Source organism: Allobosea sp. (assembly GCF_017308015.1).
In the GTDB taxonomy this organism is placed as follows: Bacteria; Pseudomonadota; Alphaproteobacteria; order Rhizobiales; family Beijerinckiaceae; genus Allobosea.
In genome coordinates this window covers 98,429-119,239 of record NZ_JAFKFW010000004.1, presented here as the reverse complement: position 1 = coordinate 119,239, position 20,811 = coordinate 98,429, and the positions used below count along the sequence as shown (strand labels likewise).

The window sequence follows — 20,811 nt, the reverse complement described above, 5'->3', positions numbered from 1 at the left end:
TGTGACCTTTGCCTCACCGGGCTGTGCTAAATTCCAGATTTCCGCATCGCCGAAGCGGGAAGCAGGTTAGGGCGCGCTGGGCCGATAGGAAGCTGCATCGGTCGTGAAATGAGCGTGCCCCCAGTTGGCAAGCTGCTTGCCGATGATCGCAACGAGACGCCGATCCGCCATAGCTGAAAACATCGGGATGTTGATCGCGAGCTTGTAAGCTAGGAGGCGGCTGCCGGCCACCGCCGCGGCGATCCCGTAGCAAGTCTTGTCCAGGGCATTCGGAACCACGCCCATGCTTGCCGCCTTCGCAACATCCCCGCCCGCGTAGTTCTTGACGAAAAACACTTTCGAGAACCCTTTTTCCACTCGGTCGAAGACGCGGGATATCGGGGAATTGTCCGGCGGGAGATAGGCGCCGAGCGTCGCGCGCAGCAGATTACCGCAGGTTTCGTCATCGAAGCCCGAGCGCAGTGTCGCCAGGCTCGCGGCCATCAGCGTCACGATCTCCTTAGGCGTCGTCGCCAGCAGGGCCTCCGGCAAGCCGAGCAGGTAGCAACGGTAGCGGCTGAGTTCGACACGAGCGCGTTCCTGAGCCGTGAATTCGCTGCGGCCTTCGCGCAGCACGCTGGCAGCCATCATGGTGACCCCGATGAGACCGGCCGGCATCTGATCGACCTGCGGGATCGGGATGCCGTAGACCGGGACGTCCCAGCGGCCCTTGCGCATGGCGTTGAAGCGCACCATCGCATGCATCAGGCGCACCATCGCCGCCGCGCGGAAGCCCTCCCCGTTGCGGGCCAGCGCTCCAGGCAGCACCGAGGTTGCGAAGAAGGTCGCCGTCTCCTTGACGCGCCTTGCTGCGCTCGCGTTCGAAAGCGTCCCGGTGAGCGCCATCGGGAGCGCCGCGTAGCGGTTCATAAAGGTCGCGATGAAGGCGGCGCGGATGGCGATCGGGCTCATGATCGCCATGGCCGCTCGTTCGACGCGTGCACCTTCTTCGACCATCGCCATGTTCAGCCAGTCTGGCACGGTCTCCATCGCCGCGATCAGGTTACGCAGTTCCGGCGGAGCATCTGCAACGGAATCGATGCCGTGCCTGCAGGCCTGGTCGAGCATCTCGATCAGCCGCTTGAAGCCGTATTCCGGCATCAGGGCGGCATAGGGATCAGCCACGCGATCGCCCATGAAGGTATAGGCGCGGATGAGGGTCATCAGGCCGTCATCCGCAAGTAGACCGGCGCGCTCGGCCTCGCTTGCCGATCGCAACTCGCTCAGATCGCCGGCAGAACCGGCAAAACGCTCCGGTACCGCATCGAAGTCTACCGTTCCGTAAATCGAGGGCGTGGCCAAGGCTTGCGACCGCACCTGATCCCAAATCTGCTGCTTATCCATGCTGCTCTTCCCGCTTGGAGCCGTTTTAAAACGGCCCCCCGGAGCCGCGCGGGGACACAGTAGGAAGCGACACTTAACTCCAGCTTACCCACAGGGAGCTCGGGTACGGTGTTGCTTGGAGAAACTCTCGATGAAGCCGGCGATGGCTGAGATCGAAGGTTTTAGTCTTTTTGCATGCAAGCAGAATTTCTGGAGGCGGCTGGTATGGAAAGAGCGGCTGCCTGCCCGCGATCGGAGTGCACGACACGGCATGGACATCGCCGAGCAACCTCTTGCCTCAGCGATCGTGACACCCCACTCCCGTCGTGCCCGGCATGCTTCGAACATGCGATCTTGACGGCCGGGAATTGCGCCTCATCCGAAATCCCGCACGCCCGAAGCCGCCGCAGGAGATGTGGATACGATATCCAGCCTCTATTCCGGAATTTGTTGCCCGATTATCGCAGAGGCTTCGCCCGGCGTTTCATTGTCGACATCGGCTTTCTTGCCGCCGTCGGTCTCACCGATTGATTCCATGACATCGTCGGCCAGTTTTTCCAGAAGCCCCATTTCGCGTTGGTCCATCGTCCGAGGCTCGGCATCGAGGATGGAGAACGCTCCCAGGACAAATCCGTCCGGCGCTCGCAATGGCGCTCCTGCACAGAAGCGCTGGCGCAAGGCTTTCACGACGGGGTTATCTGAAAAGCGTGGATCGCGCTCGGTATCGGACACGAGCAGACTTTCGCCAGCCGCGACGATGTAGCCGCCTATGGCGGCTTCACGCGGCAGAACAGCACGGTCGAGTTCGTCGCGGTCAAGACCCGGAACAACCCTGTTCTGGCCGATGACGATCTCGCGGTCGTGATCGATCACGGTGATGAGCGCGACATCCGCATCGAATGCATCGGCTGCCCTCTTGGCGATCGCGTCGAGATCCTCGCGGAGCGCCTGGTTGAGAATCCGGGTGCCGTGCAGGGCGGCGAGGCGCTCCTTGTCGTTCGACGGAATGGCGGCCCTCTCCGGCTCGTTTCCCAGTTGCGGCAACATACGTCGCGTCCGACCGATGACCTCGGTGATCGAGGCGGCAACTTCGTCGGCACCCAGTTCGCGATAGGTCTCGCTGGCAAGAATCTGCGCGGGCCTGCTCCAGACGACGAGGATGATCCGGATATTGGACCAGCGTCGGCGCAAGCGGCGGCAGAATTGCCGCGCCGCGCTTTCCGGCTCATGGCTGAAATAGCTCAGGCAGACGACTGAAACGTCGTCGAGTTCCAACTTGCCGATCGAACGTGTGGTCGCGTCAACCATTGGAACCGCAGCAGCCGCGATACCGTCGAGTTCCAGCGCATGGGCGAGCATCTCGGCAGCGATGGTATCGATCTCCCATTTCCCGCCGATGCAAACAACTTTGGGATGGTTAGCGGGGGATGCCGGGTGCTCCTCCCGCAATTCGCTCAGCAGTTCGTCCATGCCGGAGGCGACGCGCAGCCGGTGCTCGGCCGTGGCGAGGCGGCCATAGTCGGCTCGCGCCAGCCGCAGGACGTCGATACCAATCGTGTCGTAGAACGCCACGACCGAACTCTTCTCGATCTCGCCATCCGCAATGTCGATCGCCTCCTCGACATCGTTCGCAAGCAGCCGCTGATAGACGCGCGTCGCGGGGCTCAGCGCCGGCATCGACCCCAGGAGCGTGTCCAGAAACTGCAATTGTGGCAGGTTCTTGCCGATCACGAGAAGGCAGACTGTCAGCGGCGTCGACAGGATCAGGCCGACAGGCCCCCACAAGGCGGTCCAGAAGGTTGCCGCCGCGATCAGGGATATCGCTGAAAGTCCGGTGCTCGAGCCATAGAGCAACGGTTCGACGACGTTGTTGCTGATCAGCTCCAGCCCCAGGATGATCGCGAGCGCCCACAGAACCATGTGCCAGCCGGGATCGACCGCAAAGGCCAGGGCGAGCGGGAATACCGCGGAAACCATCGGACCGAGATAGGGGATGAAGCGCATTACGGCGGCGACGACCCCCCAGAGCAGCGCCCCCGGCACGCCGATCAGCCAGAGCCCGAGCGCCAACGGCACGCCGTAGCTGACATTCACGACGAACTGCATCAGCAGGTATTTGCTGATGCGTTTGCCCGCCTCCTCCAGCGCATCGGTCGAACGATGCAGGTTTCCGCCGAGGATCCGCAGCAGCCGGTCACGCAGGTCGGTACGGTCGAGCAAGGCGAGCACGACGAAAATCAAAACGATACCCACCGTCGCCAGGGGCTCGACCGTCCGGCCCAGCCATATCAGGGCGTTCTCGACCTGGCTGCCGGGCGGCGGGACGACCTCGACGCGTTGCGGCGCGGTCGCCGGGTCCTGCGGCGTCTCCACCTCCTTCTGGACGACGTCGACTGTCCTCATGGCGCCGTCGAGGAATCCGGGTGCCTTGAGCTGGGTCCGCAAGTCGCTCAGCTTCGCCCGAATGGTCGTTTGATAGGTCGGCAGTTGTTCACTGAGCGAACGGACCTGCACGCCCAGAACCAGGACGAGCCCGGCCAAGAAGAGCAGGAGGGAGGTCACGACCAACCCGACCGAGACAATCTTGGGCAAACCCAGGCGGCGCAGCCGCGTCACCGCAGGACTGAGAGCAAAGCCGATCAGGAAGGCGAAGGCCAGAGGGATCAGGATATCGCGGCCGAAATAGAGCGCGGCGACAATGACGGCGGCGGAAACGAGCGTCGCAGCCACCTTGACCGTGAAGACGGTCGAGACATCATCCGGCATCTCGCCGATCACCACGGGAGCCGGCGAGACTTCACTGGCGACAACTGGCGTGTTCGTCATGGCTCCCCCCGCGCAATCACGTTGCGTTCCCTGAGAACGACGCCTTGGCGATCTGGTTCCGACCGGTCGCGAGATGCGACCGCACGGTTGATGGCGCCACTCCGGAACTGTGACCGCTGCCGGCAGAACCCGGTATACGACTTGACGTGGACGCCAGACCCGGCTGCCATGAAGCCGATATCCGAAGCTATGCCGACCGACGAGGACCAGGCCGATGCCGTTCGAATGCACCATTCCCGCTGTTGCCACCGTTCTCGCCGACGACGAGCGCGCCAGGATCACGCGCTGGGATTTCGAGCCGGGGGCGACCACGGGCTGGCATGAGCATGGGATGGACTATGCCGTCGTGATCATGAGCGATGCGACGATGGCCTATGAGGTGGACGGCACGGTCTCGCAGATCGACGTCAAGACGGGGCAGAGCTACATCCGCCCGGCCGGGGTGAAGCACGACGTCAAGAATGCGGGGAACACGCATCTGAGCTTCATCGAGATCGAGATAAAGCGCTGAGGTCGAACGAGCGCGACGGCCCGGCACCCGAACGACCTGACCGATATCGGACGAACCGCCCATGACCTTGCGCCTGAACCGGTTTTCCGCGCTCGCCTTCTGCCTTGCAGCCGCGTTGGTGACCGTTCCGTTGGCCTTCAAATATCATTGGCTCTGGCTGCCGGCCCTGATCGCCGTAGCCTTGGCGCTGGTCGGTTTACGGGATCTCGTCCAAAAGGAACATGCAATCCGGCGCAATTATCCGGTGATCGGCCATATCCGCTGGTTTGCGGAGCTGATCCGCCCCGAATTGCGCCAGTATCTGTTCGAGGCCGACGAGGAGGCCGCACCGTTCTCGCGGTCCCAGCGCTCTCTGGTCTACCGTCGAGCCAAGGGGATCGCCGGCGACCAACCCTTCGGCACCCTGCTCGACGTCTATCGCGAGGGTTATGAATTCATCGGGCATTCGACGCGCCCCTCCGCCGCCGCGGACCCCGCCAGCTTCCGCATCACCATTGGTAACGACCAATGTCGACAGCCCTATTCGGCATCGGTGTTCAACATCTCCGCCATGAGCTTCGGCTCGCTTTCCGCCAACGCTATCCGCGCGCTGAATACCGGCGCACGTCTGGGCAATTTCAGCCACGACACCGGCGAGGGCAGCATCAGCCGTTATCACCGCGAAGGGGGCGGCGATATCGTTTGGGAGATTGCCAGCGGCTATTTCGGCTGCCGTGACGAGCATGGCAGTTTCGATCCCGACCGCTTTGCCCGCCAGGCGACCGAGGCCCAGGTAAAGATGATCGAGATCAAGCTGAGCCAGGGAGCAAAACCAGGCCATGGCGGTATTCTGCCCGCGCCAAAGGTTTCCCCCGAGATCGCCGAGACGCGAGGCGTCCCGGTCGGGCTCGACTGCATCTCGCCGCCGAACCACAGCGCCTTCTCGACACCGCTCGAAATGATGAGTTTCATCGCGCAGTTGCGCACCCTTTCGGGCGGAAAACCCGTCGGTTTCAAGCTTTGCCTGGGCCAGCCCTGGGAGTTCATGGGCATTGTCAAGGCGATGCTGGAAAGCGGCGTCGTGCCTGACTTCATCGTTGTCGACGGCGCGGAGGGCGGCACCGGCGCCGCGCCGGTGGAGTTCAGCGACCATATCGGGCTGCCAATGCGCGAGGGCCTGTTGTTCGTTCACAACGTGCTCATCGGCGCGGGCCTGCGCACCAAGGTGAAAATTGGAGTCGCAGGGCGGATCGTCAGCGCCTTTGACATCGCCAGCGCGCTCGCAATCGGCGCAGACTGGACGAACGCGGCACGCGGCTTCATGTTTGCTTTAGGCTGCGTCCAGGCACTGTCCTGCAACACCAATCGTTGCCCGACAGGCGTCGCAACTCAGGATGCTATCCGTCAGCGGGCGCTTGTCGTTCCGGACAAGGCGCAGCGCGTCCACCTGTTCCACGCGAACACCCTCAAGGCTTTATCTGACATGCTGGCGGCAGCTGGCCTGACCCACCCGTCCGATTTGGGCCCTCACCACCTCGTCCGCCGTGTAAGCCCGACTGAAATTCGCCTGTTCTCCGATCTCCATGTCTTTCTCGAGCCAGGCGAACTCGTGTCAGGCAGTTGCGAGCACGCATTCTATCGCCGCAACTGGGATGCCGCTCGCGCCGACAGTTTCGACAGGCTCTCGTGATATCGCCCGAGTGTTGGGAGCGTTCCTCCCATTGAGCCCGGACGGGGCTCAACTCAGACATGCCCGACACGTTTCGAACGTGCGGCCTTCGCCTTCGGAGAACTGCGTCTCATTCAAAATCCCGCATTGCCGAAGCGGCGGGGATCGGCTATCCAGCCTCCACGGTTAGCGCCCGTAGCTCAGCTGGATAGAGCGTTGCCCTCCGAAGGCAAAGGTCACACGTTCGAATCGTGTCGGGCGCGCCACTTCTCTCATGAGGTGGCTTTGAGGATCGAGCGACGGCTCTCCCGATTTATGTTTCTCAGAATCGCCACACGCCATGACGTTGCGGTGGCCCCAACCGTCATATGAACCGCCGACCTCCAACTCTTGATCGAAACATCTCCGATTGACCGCGACGCACCGGCCGCCCGCAAGGCCTGCTACCGATGTGCAGGAAAGATCAAAAAATAATCTGCAAGACGGCCGTTTGCCGGTGTCCGGCTGAGCGCCGGATCAAAGACAAGTCTCCCCAAGCAACTTTTTTGCTTACGTTGGCAGGCTTTCCGAATGAGGAGAGCGCGATGGCCCAACCCTATTCCCCAAGTCCCCTCCTGGCCGGCGCGTTCGAGCCGATCAGGTTCGAATGCGACTATGCCGACCTCATCGTCGAAGGAAAGCTGCCAGAGGCGCTGAACGGCACACTCTACCGCATTGGCCCCAATCCACAGTTCGCGCCCCGTGGGATCTACAATCCACTGCAGGGCGAGGGGATGATCCACGCTTTCCGCCTCGGGGCCGGCAGCGCGGGCTATCCCAATCGGTGGGTTCGCACGCGCCGCTGGGCACTGGAGCGGGAGGCCGGTCGCGCGCGCTTCAGCACCAGCGATCCGCGCGATCACGATCCCGCAGTGGCCGGCATCGACGACGGCGGCGCGGCCAATACGCACGCAGTTCCTTTCGCAGGGCGCCTGCTGGCGCTGGACGATCGACCCGCGATGCGACGGGGTTATTTCCGAGCGCCGGCTCGTGGATCACCCTGGCGAATATCCGCGAATCGACGAACGCTGGACCGGCCGTAAGAACCGCTTCGTTTTTCTCGCCACCGATGGCGGGCCGGGAACGGGCGACCTCTGTCACCGGGGGATCGGGCGGTTCGACCACGAGACCGGCGACTTTATCCGCTGGCGCGCGCCAGACGGCCAGAGCGTTTCCGAGCCGGTGTTCGTCGCCCGCGCGGCGAACGCACCGGAAGGCTCGGGCTGGCTCCTGACCGTGGCCTTCGATGAGCGGCGCACAGCCAGCCACCTGGCGGTGCTCAACGTGGAGGATCTCGCGGCCGGCCCAATCGCAACGTGTCTACTCGACCATCGTGTTCCGTCGGGCTTCCACGGCTCCTTCGCTCCGGCGGGACAAGCCACCAGAAATCGGGGCAGATTCTCGGAAATGACACCGTTACAAGAGCGGCGGCGTCTTCGCAGGGTTAACCATCGCGACCTGGCCGGGCGGCACCGTGCCGAGGTCGGTTGGCCTGGACGATGGTGGTGGAAGGCCGGTGTAGGGCTGTCGCTTCGAGCGCGATCATCTCGATCGCGGCAGCCCTGGCATTCGCCAAGGCATGTTGCTTTGCCGGCGGCAGACACTATGTCGCTCTCCCCCTCGCTGCTCTGATCATCAGCGGTGAAGGCGGCGCGTCCCTGTCGCACTCTCTCTCAATACGTGTTGTGGCGGAGTTCCGGTTTTCCCGAATCGAGCGGAGCGAAGATAATTCTTGCACCAGAGCAATGTAATTTCATTTAAACCCTGCTGTTCCCCGCGAGATCATGGTTCCAATGGACCAGCGTCACTCAAGGCTCGTGTCCGCATCATGCAATGTTTGCGCTCGGGCCGACCCCGAGTTGAAACTGAACCGCTGAGCAACACAACGGGCTTTGGCTATCGGCGCGAGATCGCGCTCGGGTCTATACACTTGGCTTCCCAGACACGGCTGCTCATGTCGGTCGCCTCTGCGCCCCAATCTCTCTTTCTTTGATCGATATTCGCATTCACTTGCGAATTCCGTATCGACTGGCCGTCAGGAGATCGGAGACCGCGCAGGACTTCGTATCGACAAAGCCTCGCGCCCGAAGGATTGCGCGGATTTCACCATCGCCAAAAGCCACACCCTTGCCCTTTGGGTAGATCGCCCAAAGCGGAAGGGCAGGACGCGTCTTGTGAACGGCAAGCGCAGCATCCAGATCGTCCGCCCCAGAAATACACGCGATGACCATGTCGGCTTCCTGGACCGCATCCGTGAGGACACCCGTCAGCGCCGCTTCCAGCGCCGCATCTTCGAAGGCGCCGCAGCAAACAGCTCGCCCGCCTTCCGCTAGGCCGAGTTTCTCGCGCAAGCCGGGCGGCGGCTTTGCGATCGCCTTGGCCCAGCGATCCGCTACGATGGCGCCCAACCCCAAAGCGACGGCCTCACCGGCACAGTCGAAGCGCAACAGGTCGCCCTCTACCCGAACCCGATCCAACTTATCGCGCGGGAATCGGCGCCGGACGGCCCCACGCAGGACCAACTCGCCGCTTTCGAGGAGCGCACGTACTTCACCTGCTTCGCTTCCTGCCTCCGCCCAAGCGACCGCTTCCCGTCCCATCGCCGAAGCCTCCGCTCTCTTACGAGAAGTCCCTAGCACCATACGCCCACATCGGCGGGCCTCAACTTGGGCCTGCTATGGAAAGTCAGGGTACGCTTGAGCTATCGACATCAAGCGTCCGTCTGGTCCGGGCAGCTAACCGTTCAGGCGCTGGCGCCGGAAATATCTTATAGAGGGTTCCGCTCGACTAGCCGCTCTTGCAGGTCCGCAGCGCAGAATCCCGCGAGAACCTGCGCCCGCAGCGCCTGGCCGATCGCCATACGCAACGATCGTGCAGTGAGCGCGATACCTCCCACCGCGATGGCGCGTCGCAGCTCCGCCTAGTGGATCGTTTACGATGAACCCGGTCTTCGACCAGCGGCTGCACAAGGCGTCGAATCGGAGAGCATCACCGGCGGCAGGTCGCGCCAACTCGTCGTCATTCATCAGAAGCACCACATGACTTGGAACCGTGACGGGTTTGGGCATCCCCTTGTAGGTTGCGGACGAGAAAATCGAACACTTGCTGAGATTGGTCTGGCAAGAAGTGATAGCCCTTCTCAATGAAACAGACTTCGGCGTTGGGAACATGCCGCTCGAGCCGAAGGCGTGTGTCATAAGAATCGATAAGCGCGTCACGCCCGCCCACGATGGCGAGGAGCGGCATCGCAAGTGCGTCCAATGCCGCATCGCTAAGTCGCGGAATCCTGATGACGCGTGGTTTGATCGCGCGGCCGATACGCTCCATGAGAGGCGAGATAGCCTCAAGATCGACCGGCAGATGTTTCGGTGGCGGTCCGAACACCTTTTCAAGAATCTTGCGTTTGCCCCAAGCGCCCAGCAGCAAATAGGGTGCGACAGCCAGGAGAAAGTTCTTCTGCCTTCCGATCCCCGCGGGGCAGATCAGCGCCAGCGCCGAAACTCGTGACGGCCGCTGCATGGCATAGTCGAGCGCCAGCCAGCCGCCGAGTGATGTGCCGACCAGCGCTGCATCGGCAAGTCCAAGTCCGGTGAAGACATCCTCGAGCCATGTCGCGTAGGTGTCGCTGATGAGAGGTGGCCTCACCCGGGCGCTCAGTCCCGCCTCGCCGATCATATCCACTGCATAAAGCCGGAAGCGATTTGACCAGAGCGCGATATCGGGCAGCCACGCGGCGCTATTCGCCTGAGCGCCGTGGAGCAGCACCACCGGAGGCGCCGTCTCGGGACCGCAGGCGAGGACGAATGTCGCGCCTTGCGACGTCAGCACTTCAATCTCTTGCTTCGGCACAGGCCAGCGGTCGAGCACGGCGCGGTATTCCCGCATGACTTCGACCGCATCGGTATCGCTGCGAAAGACAGGATCATTCATCGCGACAGTCCCAGTTGCAGCTCGATAAGCTCCAGGAGTCTTGCGGCATCGGATGCAGCGGCGATGAGCACGATCTTTAGATTACCGCTGGTCGGATCGAAGGCCGTGTTGAAGTGCAACGGTCTGGTCTCGGCGCCGCCTCCCAGGGCCGCGGCGCCGAGGAACGTTGCCATGCGTTCGGCCGCTTCGGCATCAAAGGCCGGAACCTCGACGATCACAGTCGCGCGGACCTCGCGAGGAGGCTGTGCGCGCCCGCTCGCCATGCCGGCGAAAGCGTCCAGCTTGGAACGGTCGATGCGATACGCCTTGCCGATCCGCGTAGCCTGGAGACGATTTTCGCGGATGTAGCGGAGGACGGTTTTGGGATGGAGTTTCAGCTCTTCGGCGGCCTGTTCGACCGTCATAAGCATGTTCGACATAAAAACGACTCCACAAAAGACCTATATATTCCTATAATATGGGACAATAAGGAGCAATAGGTAGCATGAGCGGCTTTATGAGTTCTTCGACCGAGAATGCGGGCGAGGCGATGAAAGCCGAGCTTCGCCGCGCTCTGCGCGCCGCTATGAAGCGGGGAGACAAAGACGAGACGGCAGTGCTCCGTGAGCTAGTTGCCACGCTCGACAACGCCGAAGCCGCGCCGCTCCGAGAGGAGCGCCCATCGGTCGACCGTCATGACTTCGGCGACGGATCTGCTGAAGGCCAGCGCCGGGTACTCACTCAGGAAGATGTGCATGGTCTAATACTGGGCGAGGTGAATGCGCGTTTGGAGGCAGTCGCCGAGTTCGGACGATTGGGCGCAGAAGCGCGTTCAACCGCGCTCAACGCCGAGATCAGGATTCTGCGCCGCTATGTCCAACGATAGCGACCGGTTTTCGGGAGGACGATTGGCGCAGTGTCAACAGCACTGCGCCGCGCTCGCAGTACTAAGGGACATGGGCACACGCCCTAGCGGTGGGAGCGCCGCAAGCGTGGTCTGGAAGCCGCTTTGTCAGCCCGCCACGTGAAGAGGCCGGAAAGCCTTGCCGGGGCTCGACTACAAGACGTAGGCCAGTTCTTTGAGCGTTTCGAACACGCCATCATCCGGACAGCCGCGTACTGGCTGCGTGGCAACGCCTTGGGAGCTGGGCGACGGCCAGCAAATCGCTCTGACCTGTATCTTCGATCTTCGTTCGCAGGTTGCATGGAGTGCTCAACCAAGCGACTTCATCCAAGGCCCGCTAGGAGTGCGGTGATCCAATAGACGTAGATCCCAAGCTGAACGGTCAGGAGGAGTGCGCGAACCACGATCGCTGGTGGGCTCGTCGAGATCATGTGCGTCATCGACTGCGCGATACGGCTAGCGAGCACCCATGGCGCAAGGGTATGGAGAGCTTGCATTTGACCGAGGAGGTCTGCTGCGACGACGATGGCAACGAAGACTGGAAGCGTCTCAAAACAATTGTCGCGTGCTCGGGTCAGACGGTGTCCAAAGCCCGGCAGATCCGAACCATCTGGCGAATAACTATTGATGGCCTTCGCCGTTGTCGCGGTGACATAGACTCGGAAGAAGGCCACTGCGAAGCTCAGAAGGACGAGCCAGCAGGCGAACCCGATCAAGGAAACAGCGGTCGTATTCATGGCATCAATAGATGAAAGGGACGAGTTTTCTGACGCGTGACTTGTATCGGCCGTAGCCTTCGAATTTCTCTTGCAGCCAGCGCTCCTCGCGCCGTGATTTCAAGTCGAAGAAAGCGAAGAGGGCGACTGTCGCGGCAAGCGCTGCCAAGCTCGTCCACATGGCGCTCCAGCCCAGCGCAAGGACGGTGAGCCCGGTGTAGATCGGATGGCGAACGAGAGAGAAAATTCCGGTCTCAACAAGGCGTCCTTCGTCCCTCGGTCGCGGGAACGGCGAGAGGCTTCGACCAAGGCTCAATGAGCCGAGGACGATGAACGTGAACCCGACGATACAGAGAATAGCGCCGACCAATGTCGCTGCGGAACTCATCGAGGGTGATGAACCGTCCAGGCGCGGCGCGCAGAGAACAAGAAGCATGATTGCCGCTTGCGCGATGACGTACCATTCCCCTCGGCTGTTACGAACCCAATCCCGATAGCTCATGGCTTTGCCGTTGCCTGTGGTGAACCCTGCGCGCGAGCCAATCCTTCGAGCGCAGCCTGGCCATAGGCATTGGTTGCTTCGAGGATTTCGTCAGATGCCGCGCTCTGTCCTGCTGCTCGTGCCAGGATCATTGCCCCAATCATGAGGGCGAGCGTGCCGATAGCAGCGTCACGCGGAGCGGGATCTCCGATCGCTCCCTGGCCGGATTCAAATGCTTGGGAAAAGCGTTCAAACTCCTCCTGGAATGCGGATGCCGTCGCCGGGGTGTGGACGGCTTCGATTGCCGCCATCGACAGAGGACACCCATTGGCCCGGTCATCCCGATGGGCCGGAGTAAGGTATTCTCTCAGGGCGGACCGCAATCGTGCGCCCCATTCCAAGCCTTTAAACCGCTCCAGAAACATCAGCCGACGTTCGGTCATGGTATGGCGAACTACGGCACCGGCGAGGTCCTCCTTTGACCCGAAATGCGCATAGAAGCCACCCACGGTCAGACCTGCCGTGCCCATCACGTCGGAGACGCTCGCCCCCGTGAGGCCGACAGTCTTCAGATGCCGTGCCGCGGAATCGAGGATGCGCCGTCTGGTGACAGCTTTTTGCTTTCCACGCTGATTCATATTATCATGATAATATGAATCAGCCCTTCACGCAAGGGCCAACCAACTCAGAGCCCACCTGGGACGACCGGCCATGCAAAGCTATTCGAGATGATTGCTCGGCCACCATCCGGGCGAGCCGCGGTGCCTGCATCGAAGATGAAGCGGCACGGTCGGTTAGCAGACTGGCTGCCATGATCCGCGGGAACGCGACTTGTTGCGCTCGATCGCAATTTTGCGAAGTCAAAACACTCGATGAGCAGATCAACGCCTGGCGGTCGGCCGCTCGGGCGGCGTTGCAGCCAGCCATTGAGCGCGCGAGACCGAGCAGCCGGCGACATGCAGGATTGTCATTGCGCGGGGACCGACTGCGCTGAACTGCAAGACTTCGTTGGCGACCGGCCGATAGGCCTCCCCGGAATTGCGCGATAGTGATCGCCACGCTGGTGAGCGTCAGCTCTCTCCCGATCGCCACGAGCGACAACAAGTTGTCTTGCCCTACATGTTGCGGGTGGATTTCCGGATGAGGTCGAGGTCGGCTGTCGCTCGCGCCGAGGCGGCCCTGCCGCGCCAAGCATAATCGCCTGACGCGGAGACCTCGAAGACGCCGGCCATGGTCTTGATCGGAAAGACGGCCTGGTGCGCGCTCATGAACCGGAAAAACCGTTCGGGTTCGCCTTGCTCTCCCGCGCGAACCAGGCTGCCGCCTTTGACAGGATATCGCACTCCTGGCGCGGGCGCTGGTTCTCATCGCGGAGGCGAGTTAGCTCTTCGCGTTCGGCCGTGGTCGCACTGTCACTGCGCCTGTCAGCGTCGCGATCAGCCTGACGGTTCCAGATCGCAATGGATTGCGCGGTTGGTTCGAACTCCCGCAGCAGCTCTTCAGGCGTTCGCCCGGATCAGACCAACTCGACCATCTGCCGCCGGAACTCAGGCGGATACTCAGCTTGAAAACACCGCATCGGCCACTCCAGAAATGACTTCAAGGGCGTCCACAAAATCGGGGTGTCCCCAACTCCATACCAGGCCGAAGGCTCAGGTTCGCCGAACGAGGCGCTTCCCGCGAGCCCGCACGCTTATCGACCGCTCCGCCGCAGCGGACAGGACGAGGCAGCCTGAGCGAGCCCAGCACCGCCAACCCCATTGACGACGGGGATGCCGGTCGTTCAGGCTTACCCTTCGGGGGTCCGAGCCGGTGCTCGCGAGCAACCGACTCCGCAGCTTCATCCGCCCCGACACTTCATGCATCCGCAATCGCCCTGGAGGAAAGATGTTACGGACCCCTGTCGAGCCGCTCAGCCTGCCGCGGCCGGCCCTTGCCATCATGGCTTGCGGTCTCCTTCTGGCGCTCGCGGCCTGTGGCGGCGGCGAGAGCCTGCAGTCCTCCGCCGGGAGTAGCGCGACGAGCGCGCCAGCGCCGGCCAAGATCTCGCGGGAGGCGCTGGTGGGACGCTGGGGCGTCGCGTCTTTCCACACGGATAAGGATCGCAAGCGAACCGAGGCGGAAGCCCGGGGCCAATGCAAACAGCCCTATGTGATCGCAAAGGGCCCCGGCGACGGCGTGATGATGCATGTCGCCGACGACCCCAAGCTCTATGAGTTGAGGTTGAAGGCCGGCCCGGGCGGCAAGACCTATCTCGGTTTCGAGGCTCCGGCAGGTGATCCCCAGGATCGTGAACTGCTATCGGTGACGCCGAAGGAAATCACAGCGCGCTTCGTCGACCCCGATGCGAATGCCCGCTACGGAACCTTCATCTACAGTCGTTGCGGCTGAACGGAGGCGATGAGATGAATCACGGAATCCGCACGGGTCTGCTCGCGGCGTTGCTCGCCTTGCCGGGCATGGCCGTGGCGCAGCCGCGCCCGCCGGCCGCGATCCAGGAGACGATGGATGTCGGCGACGAGCCGGGCCGTGTCTCGACCGCGGAAGCGACGATCACAGACGGGCCCTACGCCCGCCAGATGGTGCTCTTCCGCTCGAACGAGGCGCCGGGCACGGTGGTGATCCATTCGGCCGAGCGTTTCCTCTATGTGGTACAGGGCAACGGTCGGGCCCTGCGTTACGGCATCGGCGTCGGGCGCGAGGGCTTCACCTGGTCCGGCCAGGTCCAGGTCAGCCGCAAGGCCGAGTGGCCGGACTGGCGCCCACCGCCGGAGATGTTGCAGCGCCAGCCCTATCTGCCGCGTTTCATGGCTGGTGGCCCAGGCAACCCTATGGGCGCCCGCGCGCTCTATCTCGGCTCGACCGTCTTCCGTATCCACGGCACCAACCAGCCGGAGACGATCGGCCAGGCGATTTCATCGGGCTGTTTCAGGCTCGCCAATGGCGACGTCGCCGATCTCTACGACCGCGTGCCGGTCGGAACCAAGGTCATCATCCGTCACAAGGCAACGCTGTGAGCGGCCGCGCCGGCTCCGCCGATCCGCAAAGGAAACCTGCAGACATGTCGAAAGCTTCCTGGATTCGCCGCAGCGGTCTCAGCCTCGCGGCTCTCGCCGGCCTTGTCCTTCCGGCCGGTGCCGGCACGCTCGATACCGTGAAGCAGCGCGGCACGCTGCAATGCGGCGTCAGCGAGGGCGTGACCGGTTTCTCGGAGAAGGATGCACAAGGCAACTGGCGCGGCTTCGATGTCGATTTCTGCCGCGCCGTTGCGGCGGCCGTGCTTGGCGATGCAGGCAAGGTCGACTTCCTGCCGCTGTCGGCGAGTCAGCGCTTCGACGCGCTGAAGGACGGCAAGGTCGATCTGCTGGCGCGCAATTCGACCTGGACACTGGGCCGCGAGGCCGAACTCGGGCTCGCTTTCGCCGGCGTCTCGTATCACGACGGCCAGGGCTTCCTGGCGAAGCGTTCGCTCAAGATCGATACTGCCCTCTCGCTCGACAAGGCGAAGATCTGCGTCGAGGCCGGTACCACGACCCAGCTCAATCTCTCCGACTTCTTCAAGGCCAACTCCATGACCTATGAGGAGAAGGTCTACCCCAGCGCGGCGGAAGCCTTCGCAGCCTTCGAGGGCGGGCAGTGCGACGTGCTGACCCGCGACCAGTCGGCGCTGCATGGCGACCGGTTCCGGCTGGCCAAGCCGGCCGAGGCGATCGTGCTACCCGACGTGATCTCGAAGGAGCCGCTCGGGCCGGTGGTGCGCAGCGACGACTTCCCCTGGTTCACCGTGGTGAAATGGGTCAATTTCGCGCTGGTCAACGCCGAGGAACTCGGCATCTCCAGCACCAATCTCGGCGAGGCGCTCAAGTCCGCGAAGCCGGATGTGCGCCGCTTCAGCGGAGCCGAGGGCGGTTTCGGCAAGGCGCTCGGCCTCGATACGGACTGGGCGATCCAGGCGGTCAAAGCCGGGGGAAGCTATGCCGAGATCTATGAACGCAATCTCGGAACGGGCTCGAAGCTCGGCATCCCGCGCGGCCTCAACCAGCTCTGGAGCATGGGCGGCGTGCTGTATGCGCCGCCGCTGCGTTAGCATGCGCGCGCCATGGCCAGCGGGGAACGCATAGCGTTTGGCGACCATGGCGCGCCGCTGGTTGCGCTGGCTGCCCTCTGCATCGCCGTGTTCACGGGTCCCACCGCGCAAGCGGCGAGCCGGCCGCCCCAGTTCCTGCGCAACTGCACGATCGCTCCTCCCGATCCGCTGCCGCTGTTTGCCGCTCCTCTGGCGTCCAAAACCGCCACGGCAAGCGACGATGACGACGAGGAGGAGGGCGAGGCGAACGACGGCCCACGCGGCTTCATCTCGCCCCTCTCCAACACCTGCATCGCGATATCGGGAACGGTCAATGCCGGTTTCCAGCGCGACGACTACAAGGCGAATGCAGTGGCGCTGGCAACCGGACAGGTGCCACAAAGTTCCGGAAGCTTCCCGCTGAGTTCGACATTCCGCCTTGAGACCGGACAGACGCTTGCCGACGGCCGGTATCTCGCGACCGCGTTCGAGTTCTCCGTGGACTCGACCAGCGAGGGCGGCAGCGAGCTCGCCATGAACGAGGCCAGCGTCACCTTCGGGGCGTTCGCATTCGGGCTGACGGGCTCGCGCTTCGACTTCTGGACCGGTGGTGACTTCGCCTTCATCGGCCGGATTCCGAGCCGCACCGTCGCGCTGATCGGCTATGAGCGGCACTTGACCGAGCAGTTCAGTCTGTCGCTGTCAGCCGAAGACGCCGCAGCCGACCGGCGCACGGTGTTGCCGGCAACGGGAACCCGCTTACCCGACGGAGTAGCACGTCTTCTCTACGAGCAGGATGGGCTGACGCTTCACGGCGCGGTCGCGTTGCGGGATGTACCGGGCGCCGGCGGTTCGTCCCGCCTCGGCCGGGCGGGCATCCTCGGCGCCACCTGGGAGAGGAACCTCCTGGGGCGGTCGATGACGCTGACGGCCCAGCTTGCCGGCGCCATCGACGCAGCCCCCTATATCGGCTCCAGGCTGGATCAGCGCACGGCTTTCTCGGCCCTGACCGGTGACCTGACGACGCGCGGCTGGTCCGGCGTGATCTCGCTCGGACGCGAATGGACGGACGACTGGTCGAGCAATGCCTATCTCAGCCGTTACCGGCTCTCCATTCCGAATCCGTCCGGGCTGGCGGGCCGGATCCAGATCGACCGCGTGGCGGCCAACCTGATCTGGTCACCTGTCGATGGATTGCGCCTCGGCCTCGAGGGTTCCGTGGCCTGGCAGAAGCTCGACATCGCTGCGAATGCCCGTGCGGCGAGCCTTTCGGGTCGACAAAGCTCGGCACAGCTCTTCGTGGAGCGGACTTTCTAGAGTATCGAGCCGGGATAGGTTTCGATCGCAAGAATAGCCTCGCTGCCGGCCAGAGCCGGGCTGGAACGCGAGGCAGCGCCCCCGCAGGATGCTCGATCGATGGCCGGCCCTGCCTTGCGGCCTCCCTCTTCGGACTTCACACGCGACATCCATAAGTCCTCAATCCGCGTGTCACGCGCCAGCGAAGGACTGGCGCCGGGATGCCGTTCGGCGTCGATGTCCTCCCCGGCATATGCGGGGCGGGCGGGCGAGCTGGCTTCAGCCGAGGCGGAGCAGCGGAGTTCAGCACCTGCGACAAGAGTATCCGGGGCCGCGCGGATCGGACGACTGATCGCGCAGCGCCCCAAAAGCCCGTCATGGAGCCGGAGCTGCTGCATGGGCCGAGCTCGATGCTGGCTATCCGCGTCGCAACCGGCGCTTGATCGGCCCTTTGCTGCCGGCGCCTGTCAGGTCGAGCGCGACGCGCCTGACGGAAATATCATCGGGATCCAGCGTGATCTCGAAGCCCAGGTCGCGGCAGAGCGCCAGCATAGGGCCGTTTTCCGCCAGGACCTGACTATGGACGCGCTGCAGCGTCTCCGCCCTGGCCCAGTCGATGATCAGCTCCATCAGCGCGCGGCCGAGCCCTATGCCCTTGAGGTCGGAGCGCAGCAGGATCGCATATTCGGCTTCGATATGGCCGGGGTCGGCATGCAGGCGAACGGCTCCAGCCGCATTCCCGCTACCGTCCTCGATGGCGATGAAGGCCATCTCCCGCGCATAATCGAGCTGGGTCAAGCGTGCGAGAAAAGCGTGACTGAACGACTTCAGCGGCGCGAAGAAGCGCAAACGCAGGTCCTCCGCCGTGACCCGGGCCAGCATCGCCCCGATCAGCAATTCGTCTTCCGGCTTCATCGGGCGGATCAGGAAAAGCCGCTCGCCAAGTGCGAGTTGCAGGGTCCAGTCGTCGGGATAGGGCCGGATCGCAGGCCGGCGTCGCCGCGTCGGATCCGGTTCCAGCACGACGCGCGCATCCACCGCAACAGCACCGTTGGCATCGGCGAGGATCGGATTGAGGTCGAGTGCGCGGATCTGCGGAAGCGCCGAAGCGATGTTGCCGAGCGCCACCAGGACGGCGGCGATCGCGCGCCGGTCCGCTGCAGGCACATCGCGATATGCTGCCAGGATACGGGAGACCCGCGTCCTGCCGATCAGATTCTCGGCGGAGGCGAGATCGAGCGGCGGCAGTGCGACATGCGTATCGGCGATGAGTTCGGCGGCCGTACCACCACGTCCGAAGACGACGACCGGCCCGAAGCAGGGATCGACGGAAAAGCCGGCGATCAGCTCGCGAGCCTTGGCGCGATGCGCCATCGGTTGCACCATGAAGCCCGTCAATCGCGCCTCGGGGCATTGTTGTCGCAAGCGCTCGGCCATCCGGCCGGCAGCCTTCAGAACAGCCTCTTCATTGGCGAGATCGAGCACGACGCCGCCGACATCAGACTTGTGCGCGATGTCGGGCGAGACGATTTTGAGGGCAACGGTGCGGCCCGCCGCGAACTGTGCCCTGGACGCTTCGACCGCTGCTGCGGCATCCGTCGCTATGACGAAACCCAGCGCCGGAATCCGGAACAGCGTCAGCAATTGTGCGACCTCGTCCGGTTCGAGCCAGGCGCGCCCCTGCGCGATTGCCCGCTCGACGAGCGCGGCGGCGGCCGCGATGTCCGGCCGATCGGCCGCGTCGAGCACGGGCGGCGTCGCCATCAACTCCTTGAGCAAGCTCGCATGCCGCGTGAGATGCTGGAAGCCGAGGATTGCTTCCTGTTCCGTCGCGAAAGAAGGAATGCCGGCAGCCGCGAAAATTCCCGCCATCTCTTCGCCGCCGCCAACCCAGACCGCCAGAACCGGCTTGCCCGCGGGCGCTTCCGAGCGGGCCTCGGCCAGGGCACGCGCGCAATCGGCGGAATCATCCGGCGCAAGCGGGGCGTTGAGCGCCAGCACGGCATCGACATCGCTCTCCGCCAGCAGGCGACCGACCGCTTCGTGATAATCCTGCGCCGTTCGAACGATCACGGGATTCCGCGGCTGCCGGTCCACGCCGCTCGCCTGCCGCAGCCGCGCGGCTGCAAGCGCCGCAAGACCCTCGCCATTGCTGACGATCGCAAGCCGGCCGGCATCGGCGGCACGCGCCCGTCCCAACGTCTCGGCCGCCGCGAACAGCTCGTCGAGATCGCTGACCCGCAGCAGGCCGGCCCGGTGGAAGGCAGCCTCATGCGCGGCGTCGCTGGTTACGATCAAGGCCGAATGCGTCAGCGCGGGCCAGGGTGGCTCGTAACGCGGCGGCTTCAGGACCAGCACCGGCTTGAGCCGTGCGGCAGCACGCGCTGATGAAAGGAAGCGCGCGGCATCGGCGACATCGTCGATCGCCAGCAGGATCGTGCGGGTCGAGGGATCCGTGCCGAAATAATCGAGGCAGTCGGCGATATCGACATCGGCGCCCTCCCCCAGAGCGACGGCCCCCGCAAAGCCGATCCCGCGCCTGCCCGCCCAGGCCAGGATTCCGGCCGCCACCGAATTGGATTGGGCAACGAGGGCGAGCGACCCAGCCGCCAGATGCACGGGGACGACCGTGGCATTGAGACCAAGACGCGGCGCGGCAATACCGAGCGAGGATGGCCCGAGCAGGCGCAGGCCAGCGGCCCGCGCGGCACTCCTTAGCCGCCCGGCATCGGCTGCAGCCCCATCGGGCACGAGAAGCCCGGCACAACCGCGCCCTGCTGCAGCGGTCAGGACCTGCTCCGCGACCACGGCCGGGGCGATGAGCAGGTCGGAAGGCTGCAGCGGGGCAAGAGCGTTCCCGTCGGGAAGCAGCGTGAGCGTGCCGCGATACGGCCCCGAGCGGATTTGCGCTACCAGCGCATCGGTTTCGGGCGAGCCGGCAATGGCCGTCACGGTCATGGGTTCAAGGGCGCGTCTGAGCAGGGCGAGCGTCATCGGTCGGTCGTTTCCGTCTTGGCCAGGACCAGCAGACTTGGCCAGGGTGAGCAGACGCG

19 protein-coding genes and 1 tRNA gene are annotated in these 20,811 nt (G+C 63.8%); 10 read left to right on the top strand and 10 right to left on the bottom strand.

Going from position 1 to position 20,811, the window contains the following annotated elements:
* Window positions 1–66: 66 nt before the first annotated feature.
* Both J0I42_RS04955 and J0I42_RS04950 read right to left on the bottom strand, forming a co-directional pair.
* The gene (locus tag J0I42_RS04955) at window positions 67–1,383 is read right to left on the bottom strand and encodes an oxygenase MpaB family protein (RefSeq protein ID WP_291653350.1); all 1,317 of its coding nucleotides are present in this window, start codon (window positions 1,381–1,383) and stop codon (window positions 67–69) included.
* Between the two features lie 414 nt (window positions 1,384–1,797).
* Window positions 1,798–4,422, bottom strand: a complete 2,625-nt coding sequence (locus J0I42_RS04950) for an AI-2E family transporter (RefSeq protein ID WP_291653348.1) — start codon at window positions 4,420–4,422, stop codon at window positions 1,798–1,800.
* Here J0I42_RS04950 and J0I42_RS04945 point away from each other — a divergent pair.
* The 5 genes from J0I42_RS04945 (at window position 4,403) to J0I42_RS04925 (ending at window position 8,018) form a co-directional block, all read left to right on the top strand.
* Complete coding sequence (locus J0I42_RS04945) at window positions 4,403–4,699, top strand: cupin domain-containing protein (RefSeq protein ID WP_291653346.1); 297 nt, start codon at window positions 4,403–4,405, stop codon at window positions 4,697–4,699. The two genes, J0I42_RS04950 and J0I42_RS04945, sit on opposite strands and share 20 nt — an antisense overlap.
* A 61-nt stretch (window positions 4,700–4,760) precedes the next feature.
* Window positions 4,761–6,368 (top strand): FMN-binding glutamate synthase family protein, encoded by a 1,608-nt coding sequence (locus tag J0I42_RS04940; protein WP_291653343.1) that lies wholly within the window; start codon window positions 4,761–4,763, stop codon window positions 6,366–6,368.
* A gap of 168 nt (window positions 6,369–6,536) precedes the next feature.
* Window positions 6,537–6,613, top strand: a tRNA-Arg gene (locus tag J0I42_RS04935).
* Between the two features lie 318 nt (window positions 6,614–6,931).
* Complete coding sequence (locus J0I42_RS04930; protein WP_291653341.1) at window positions 6,932–7,429, top strand: carotenoid oxygenase family protein; 498 nt, start codon at window positions 6,932–6,934, stop codon at window positions 7,427–7,429.
* Window positions 7,377–8,018 carry a carotenoid oxygenase family protein gene (locus tag J0I42_RS04925; RefSeq protein WP_291653339.1) on the top strand — a complete coding sequence of 214 codons (642 nt, stop codon included), beginning with the start codon at window positions 7,377–7,379 and terminating at the stop codon, window positions 8,016–8,018. Before J0I42_RS04930 ends, J0I42_RS04925 begins: the two co-directional genes overlap by 53 nt.
* A 374-nt stretch (window positions 8,019–8,392) precedes the next feature.
* Here the strand turns inward: J0I42_RS04925 and J0I42_RS04920 are convergent, their stop codons facing one another.
* From J0I42_RS04920 to J0I42_RS04910, 3 genes are all read right to left on the bottom strand, one after another.
* The gene (locus J0I42_RS04920; RefSeq protein ID WP_291653337.1) at window positions 8,393–8,986 is read right to left on the bottom strand and encodes a hypothetical protein; all 594 of its coding nucleotides are present in this window, start codon (window positions 8,984–8,986) and stop codon (window positions 8,393–8,395) included.
* Between the two features lie 418 nt (window positions 8,987–9,404).
* Window positions 9,405–10,316: an alpha/beta fold hydrolase gene (locus J0I42_RS04915; RefSeq protein ID WP_291653334.1), complete on the bottom strand. Its 912-nt coding sequence runs from the start codon at window positions 10,314–10,316 to the stop codon at window positions 9,405–9,407.
* Complete coding sequence (locus tag J0I42_RS04910) at window positions 10,313–10,735, bottom strand: helix-turn-helix domain-containing protein (RefSeq protein WP_291653332.1); 423 nt, start codon at window positions 10,733–10,735, stop codon at window positions 10,313–10,315. The genes J0I42_RS04915 and J0I42_RS04910 overlap by 4 nt, the downstream gene beginning before the upstream one ends.
* Window positions 10,736–10,800: 65 nt before the next feature.
* On the opposite strand from J0I42_RS04910, the gene J0I42_RS04905 reads away from it, so the two are divergent.
* Entirely contained in the window at window positions 10,801–11,181 is a 381-nt protein-coding gene (locus J0I42_RS04905; protein ID WP_291653330.1) for a GatB/YqeY domain-containing protein, read from the top strand.
* A 341-nt stretch (window positions 11,182–11,522) separates the two neighbouring features.
* Here the strand turns inward: J0I42_RS04905 and J0I42_RS04900 are convergent, their stop codons facing one another.
* The 4 genes from J0I42_RS04900 to J0I42_RS04880 all read right to left on the bottom strand — a co-directional run bounded on the left by J0I42_RS04900 (window position 11,523) and on the right by J0I42_RS04880 (window position 13,664).
* On the bottom strand, window positions 11,523–11,936 hold the full coding sequence (locus tag J0I42_RS04900; protein WP_291653328.1) for an MAPEG family protein: 414 nt from the start codon (window positions 11,934–11,936) through the stop codon (window positions 11,523–11,525).
* A 4-nt stretch (window positions 11,937–11,940) separates the two neighbouring features.
* Complete coding sequence (locus J0I42_RS04895; RefSeq protein ID WP_291653326.1) at window positions 11,941–12,417, bottom strand: methyltransferase family protein; 477 nt, start codon at window positions 12,415–12,417, stop codon at window positions 11,941–11,943.
* Window positions 12,414–13,034 (bottom strand): TetR/AcrR family transcriptional regulator, encoded by a 621-nt coding sequence (locus J0I42_RS04890; RefSeq protein ID WP_291653324.1) that lies wholly within the window; start codon window positions 13,032–13,034, stop codon window positions 12,414–12,416. The genes J0I42_RS04895 and J0I42_RS04890 overlap by 4 nt, the downstream gene beginning before the upstream one ends.
* 477 nt (window positions 13,035–13,511) lie before the next feature.
* On the bottom strand, window positions 13,512–13,664 hold the full coding sequence (locus J0I42_RS04880) for a hypothetical protein (RefSeq protein ID WP_291653602.1): 153 nt from the start codon (window positions 13,662–13,664) through the stop codon (window positions 13,512–13,514).
* A 619-nt stretch (window positions 13,665–14,283) separates the two neighbouring features.
* Here J0I42_RS04880 and J0I42_RS04875 point away from each other — a divergent pair.
* Genes J0I42_RS04875 through J0I42_RS04860 form a run of 4 tightly spaced genes read left to right on the top strand, consistent with a single transcriptional unit; the run spans window position 14,284 to window position 17,779 of the window.
* Entirely contained in the window at window positions 14,284–14,787 is a 504-nt protein-coding gene (locus J0I42_RS04875) for a hypothetical protein (protein ID WP_291653322.1), read from the top strand.
* Window positions 14,788–14,801: 14 nt separating this feature from the next.
* A complete protein-coding gene (locus J0I42_RS04870) occupies window positions 14,802–15,413 on the top strand; it encodes a L,D-transpeptidase (RefSeq protein WP_465247640.1) in 612 nt (203 codons plus the stop codon).
* 44 nt (window positions 15,414–15,457) lie between these two features.
* Complete coding sequence (locus J0I42_RS04865; RefSeq protein ID WP_291653320.1) at window positions 15,458–16,483, top strand: amino acid ABC transporter substrate-binding protein; 1,026 nt, start codon at window positions 15,458–15,460, stop codon at window positions 16,481–16,483.
* Window positions 16,484–16,495: 12 nt separating this feature from the next.
* Complete coding sequence (locus J0I42_RS04860) at window positions 16,496–17,779, top strand: porin (RefSeq protein WP_291653318.1); 1,284 nt, start codon at window positions 16,496–16,498, stop codon at window positions 17,777–17,779.
* Window positions 17,780–18,175: 396 nt separating this feature from the next.
* Here J0I42_RS04860 and J0I42_RS04855 read toward each other — a convergent pair whose 3' ends face one another.
* Window positions 18,176–20,752: a bifunctional acetate--CoA ligase family protein/GNAT family N-acetyltransferase gene (locus J0I42_RS04855; protein WP_291653317.1), complete on the bottom strand. Its 2,577-nt coding sequence runs from the start codon at window positions 20,750–20,752 to the stop codon at window positions 18,176–18,178.
* Between the last annotated feature and the right edge of the window lie 59 nt (window positions 20,753–20,811).

What these genes read in the sequence shown, in the direction of transcription:
- J0I42_RS04955 (WP_291653350.1), bottom strand. Translation starts at nt 1,383, where the DNA reads ATGGATAAGCAGCAGATTTGGGATCAGGTGCGGTCGCAAGCCTTGGCC.
- J0I42_RS04945 (WP_291653346.1), top strand. Translation starts at nt 4,403, where the DNA reads ATGCCGTTCGAATGCACCATTCCCGCTGTTGCCACCGTTCTCGCCGAC.
- J0I42_RS04950 (WP_291653348.1), bottom strand. Translation starts at nt 4,422, where the DNA reads ATGGTGCATTCGAACGGCATCGGCCTGGTCCTCGTCGGTCGGCATAGC.
- J0I42_RS04940 (WP_291653343.1), top strand. Translation starts at nt 4,761, where the DNA reads ATGACCTTGCGCCTGAACCGGTTTTCCGCGCTCGCCTTCTGCCTTGCA.
- J0I42_RS04930 (WP_291653341.1), top strand. Translation starts at nt 6,932, where the DNA reads ATGGCCCAACCCTATTCCCCAAGTCCCCTCCTGGCCGGCGCGTTCGAG.
- J0I42_RS04920 (WP_291653337.1), bottom strand. Translation starts at nt 8,986, where the DNA reads ATGGGACGGGAAGCGGTCGCTTGGGCGGAGGCAGGAAGCGAAGCAGGT.
- J0I42_RS04915 (WP_291653334.1), bottom strand. Translation starts at nt 10,316, where the DNA reads ATGAATGATCCTGTCTTTCGCAGCGATACCGATGCGGTCGAAGTCATG.
- J0I42_RS04910 (WP_291653332.1), bottom strand. Translation starts at nt 10,735, where the DNA reads ATGTCGAACATGCTTATGACGGTCGAACAGGCCGCCGAAGAGCTGAAA.
- J0I42_RS04905 (WP_291653330.1), top strand. Translation starts at nt 10,801, where the DNA reads ATGAGCGGCTTTATGAGTTCTTCGACCGAGAATGCGGGCGAGGCGATG.
- J0I42_RS04900 (WP_291653328.1), bottom strand. Translation starts at nt 11,936, where the DNA reads ATGAATACGACCGCTGTTTCCTTGATCGGGTTCGCCTGCTGGCTCGTC.
- J0I42_RS04895 (WP_291653326.1), bottom strand. Translation starts at nt 12,417, where the DNA reads ATGAGCTATCGGGATTGGGTTCGTAACAGCCGAGGGGAATGGTACGTC.
- J0I42_RS04890 (WP_291653324.1), bottom strand. Translation starts at nt 13,034, where the DNA reads ATGAATCAGCGTGGAAAGCAAAAAGCTGTCACCAGACGGCGCATCCTC.
- J0I42_RS04880 (WP_291653602.1), bottom strand. Translation starts at nt 13,664, where the DNA reads ATGAGCGCGCACCAGGCCGTCTTTCCGATCAAGACCATGGCCGGCGTC.
- J0I42_RS04875 (WP_291653322.1), top strand. Translation starts at nt 14,284, where the DNA reads ATGTTACGGACCCCTGTCGAGCCGCTCAGCCTGCCGCGGCCGGCCCTT.
- J0I42_RS04870 (WP_465247640.1), top strand. Translation starts at nt 14,802, where the DNA reads ATGAATCACGGAATCCGCACGGGTCTGCTCGCGGCGTTGCTCGCCTTG.
- J0I42_RS04865 (WP_291653320.1), top strand. Translation starts at nt 15,458, where the DNA reads ATGTCGAAAGCTTCCTGGATTCGCCGCAGCGGTCTCAGCCTCGCGGCT.
- J0I42_RS04860 (WP_291653318.1), top strand. Translation starts at nt 16,496, where the DNA reads ATGGCCAGCGGGGAACGCATAGCGTTTGGCGACCATGGCGCGCCGCTG.
- J0I42_RS04855 (WP_291653317.1), bottom strand. Translation starts at nt 20,752, where the DNA reads ATGACGCTCGCCCTGCTCAGACGCGCCCTTGAACCCATGACCGTGACG.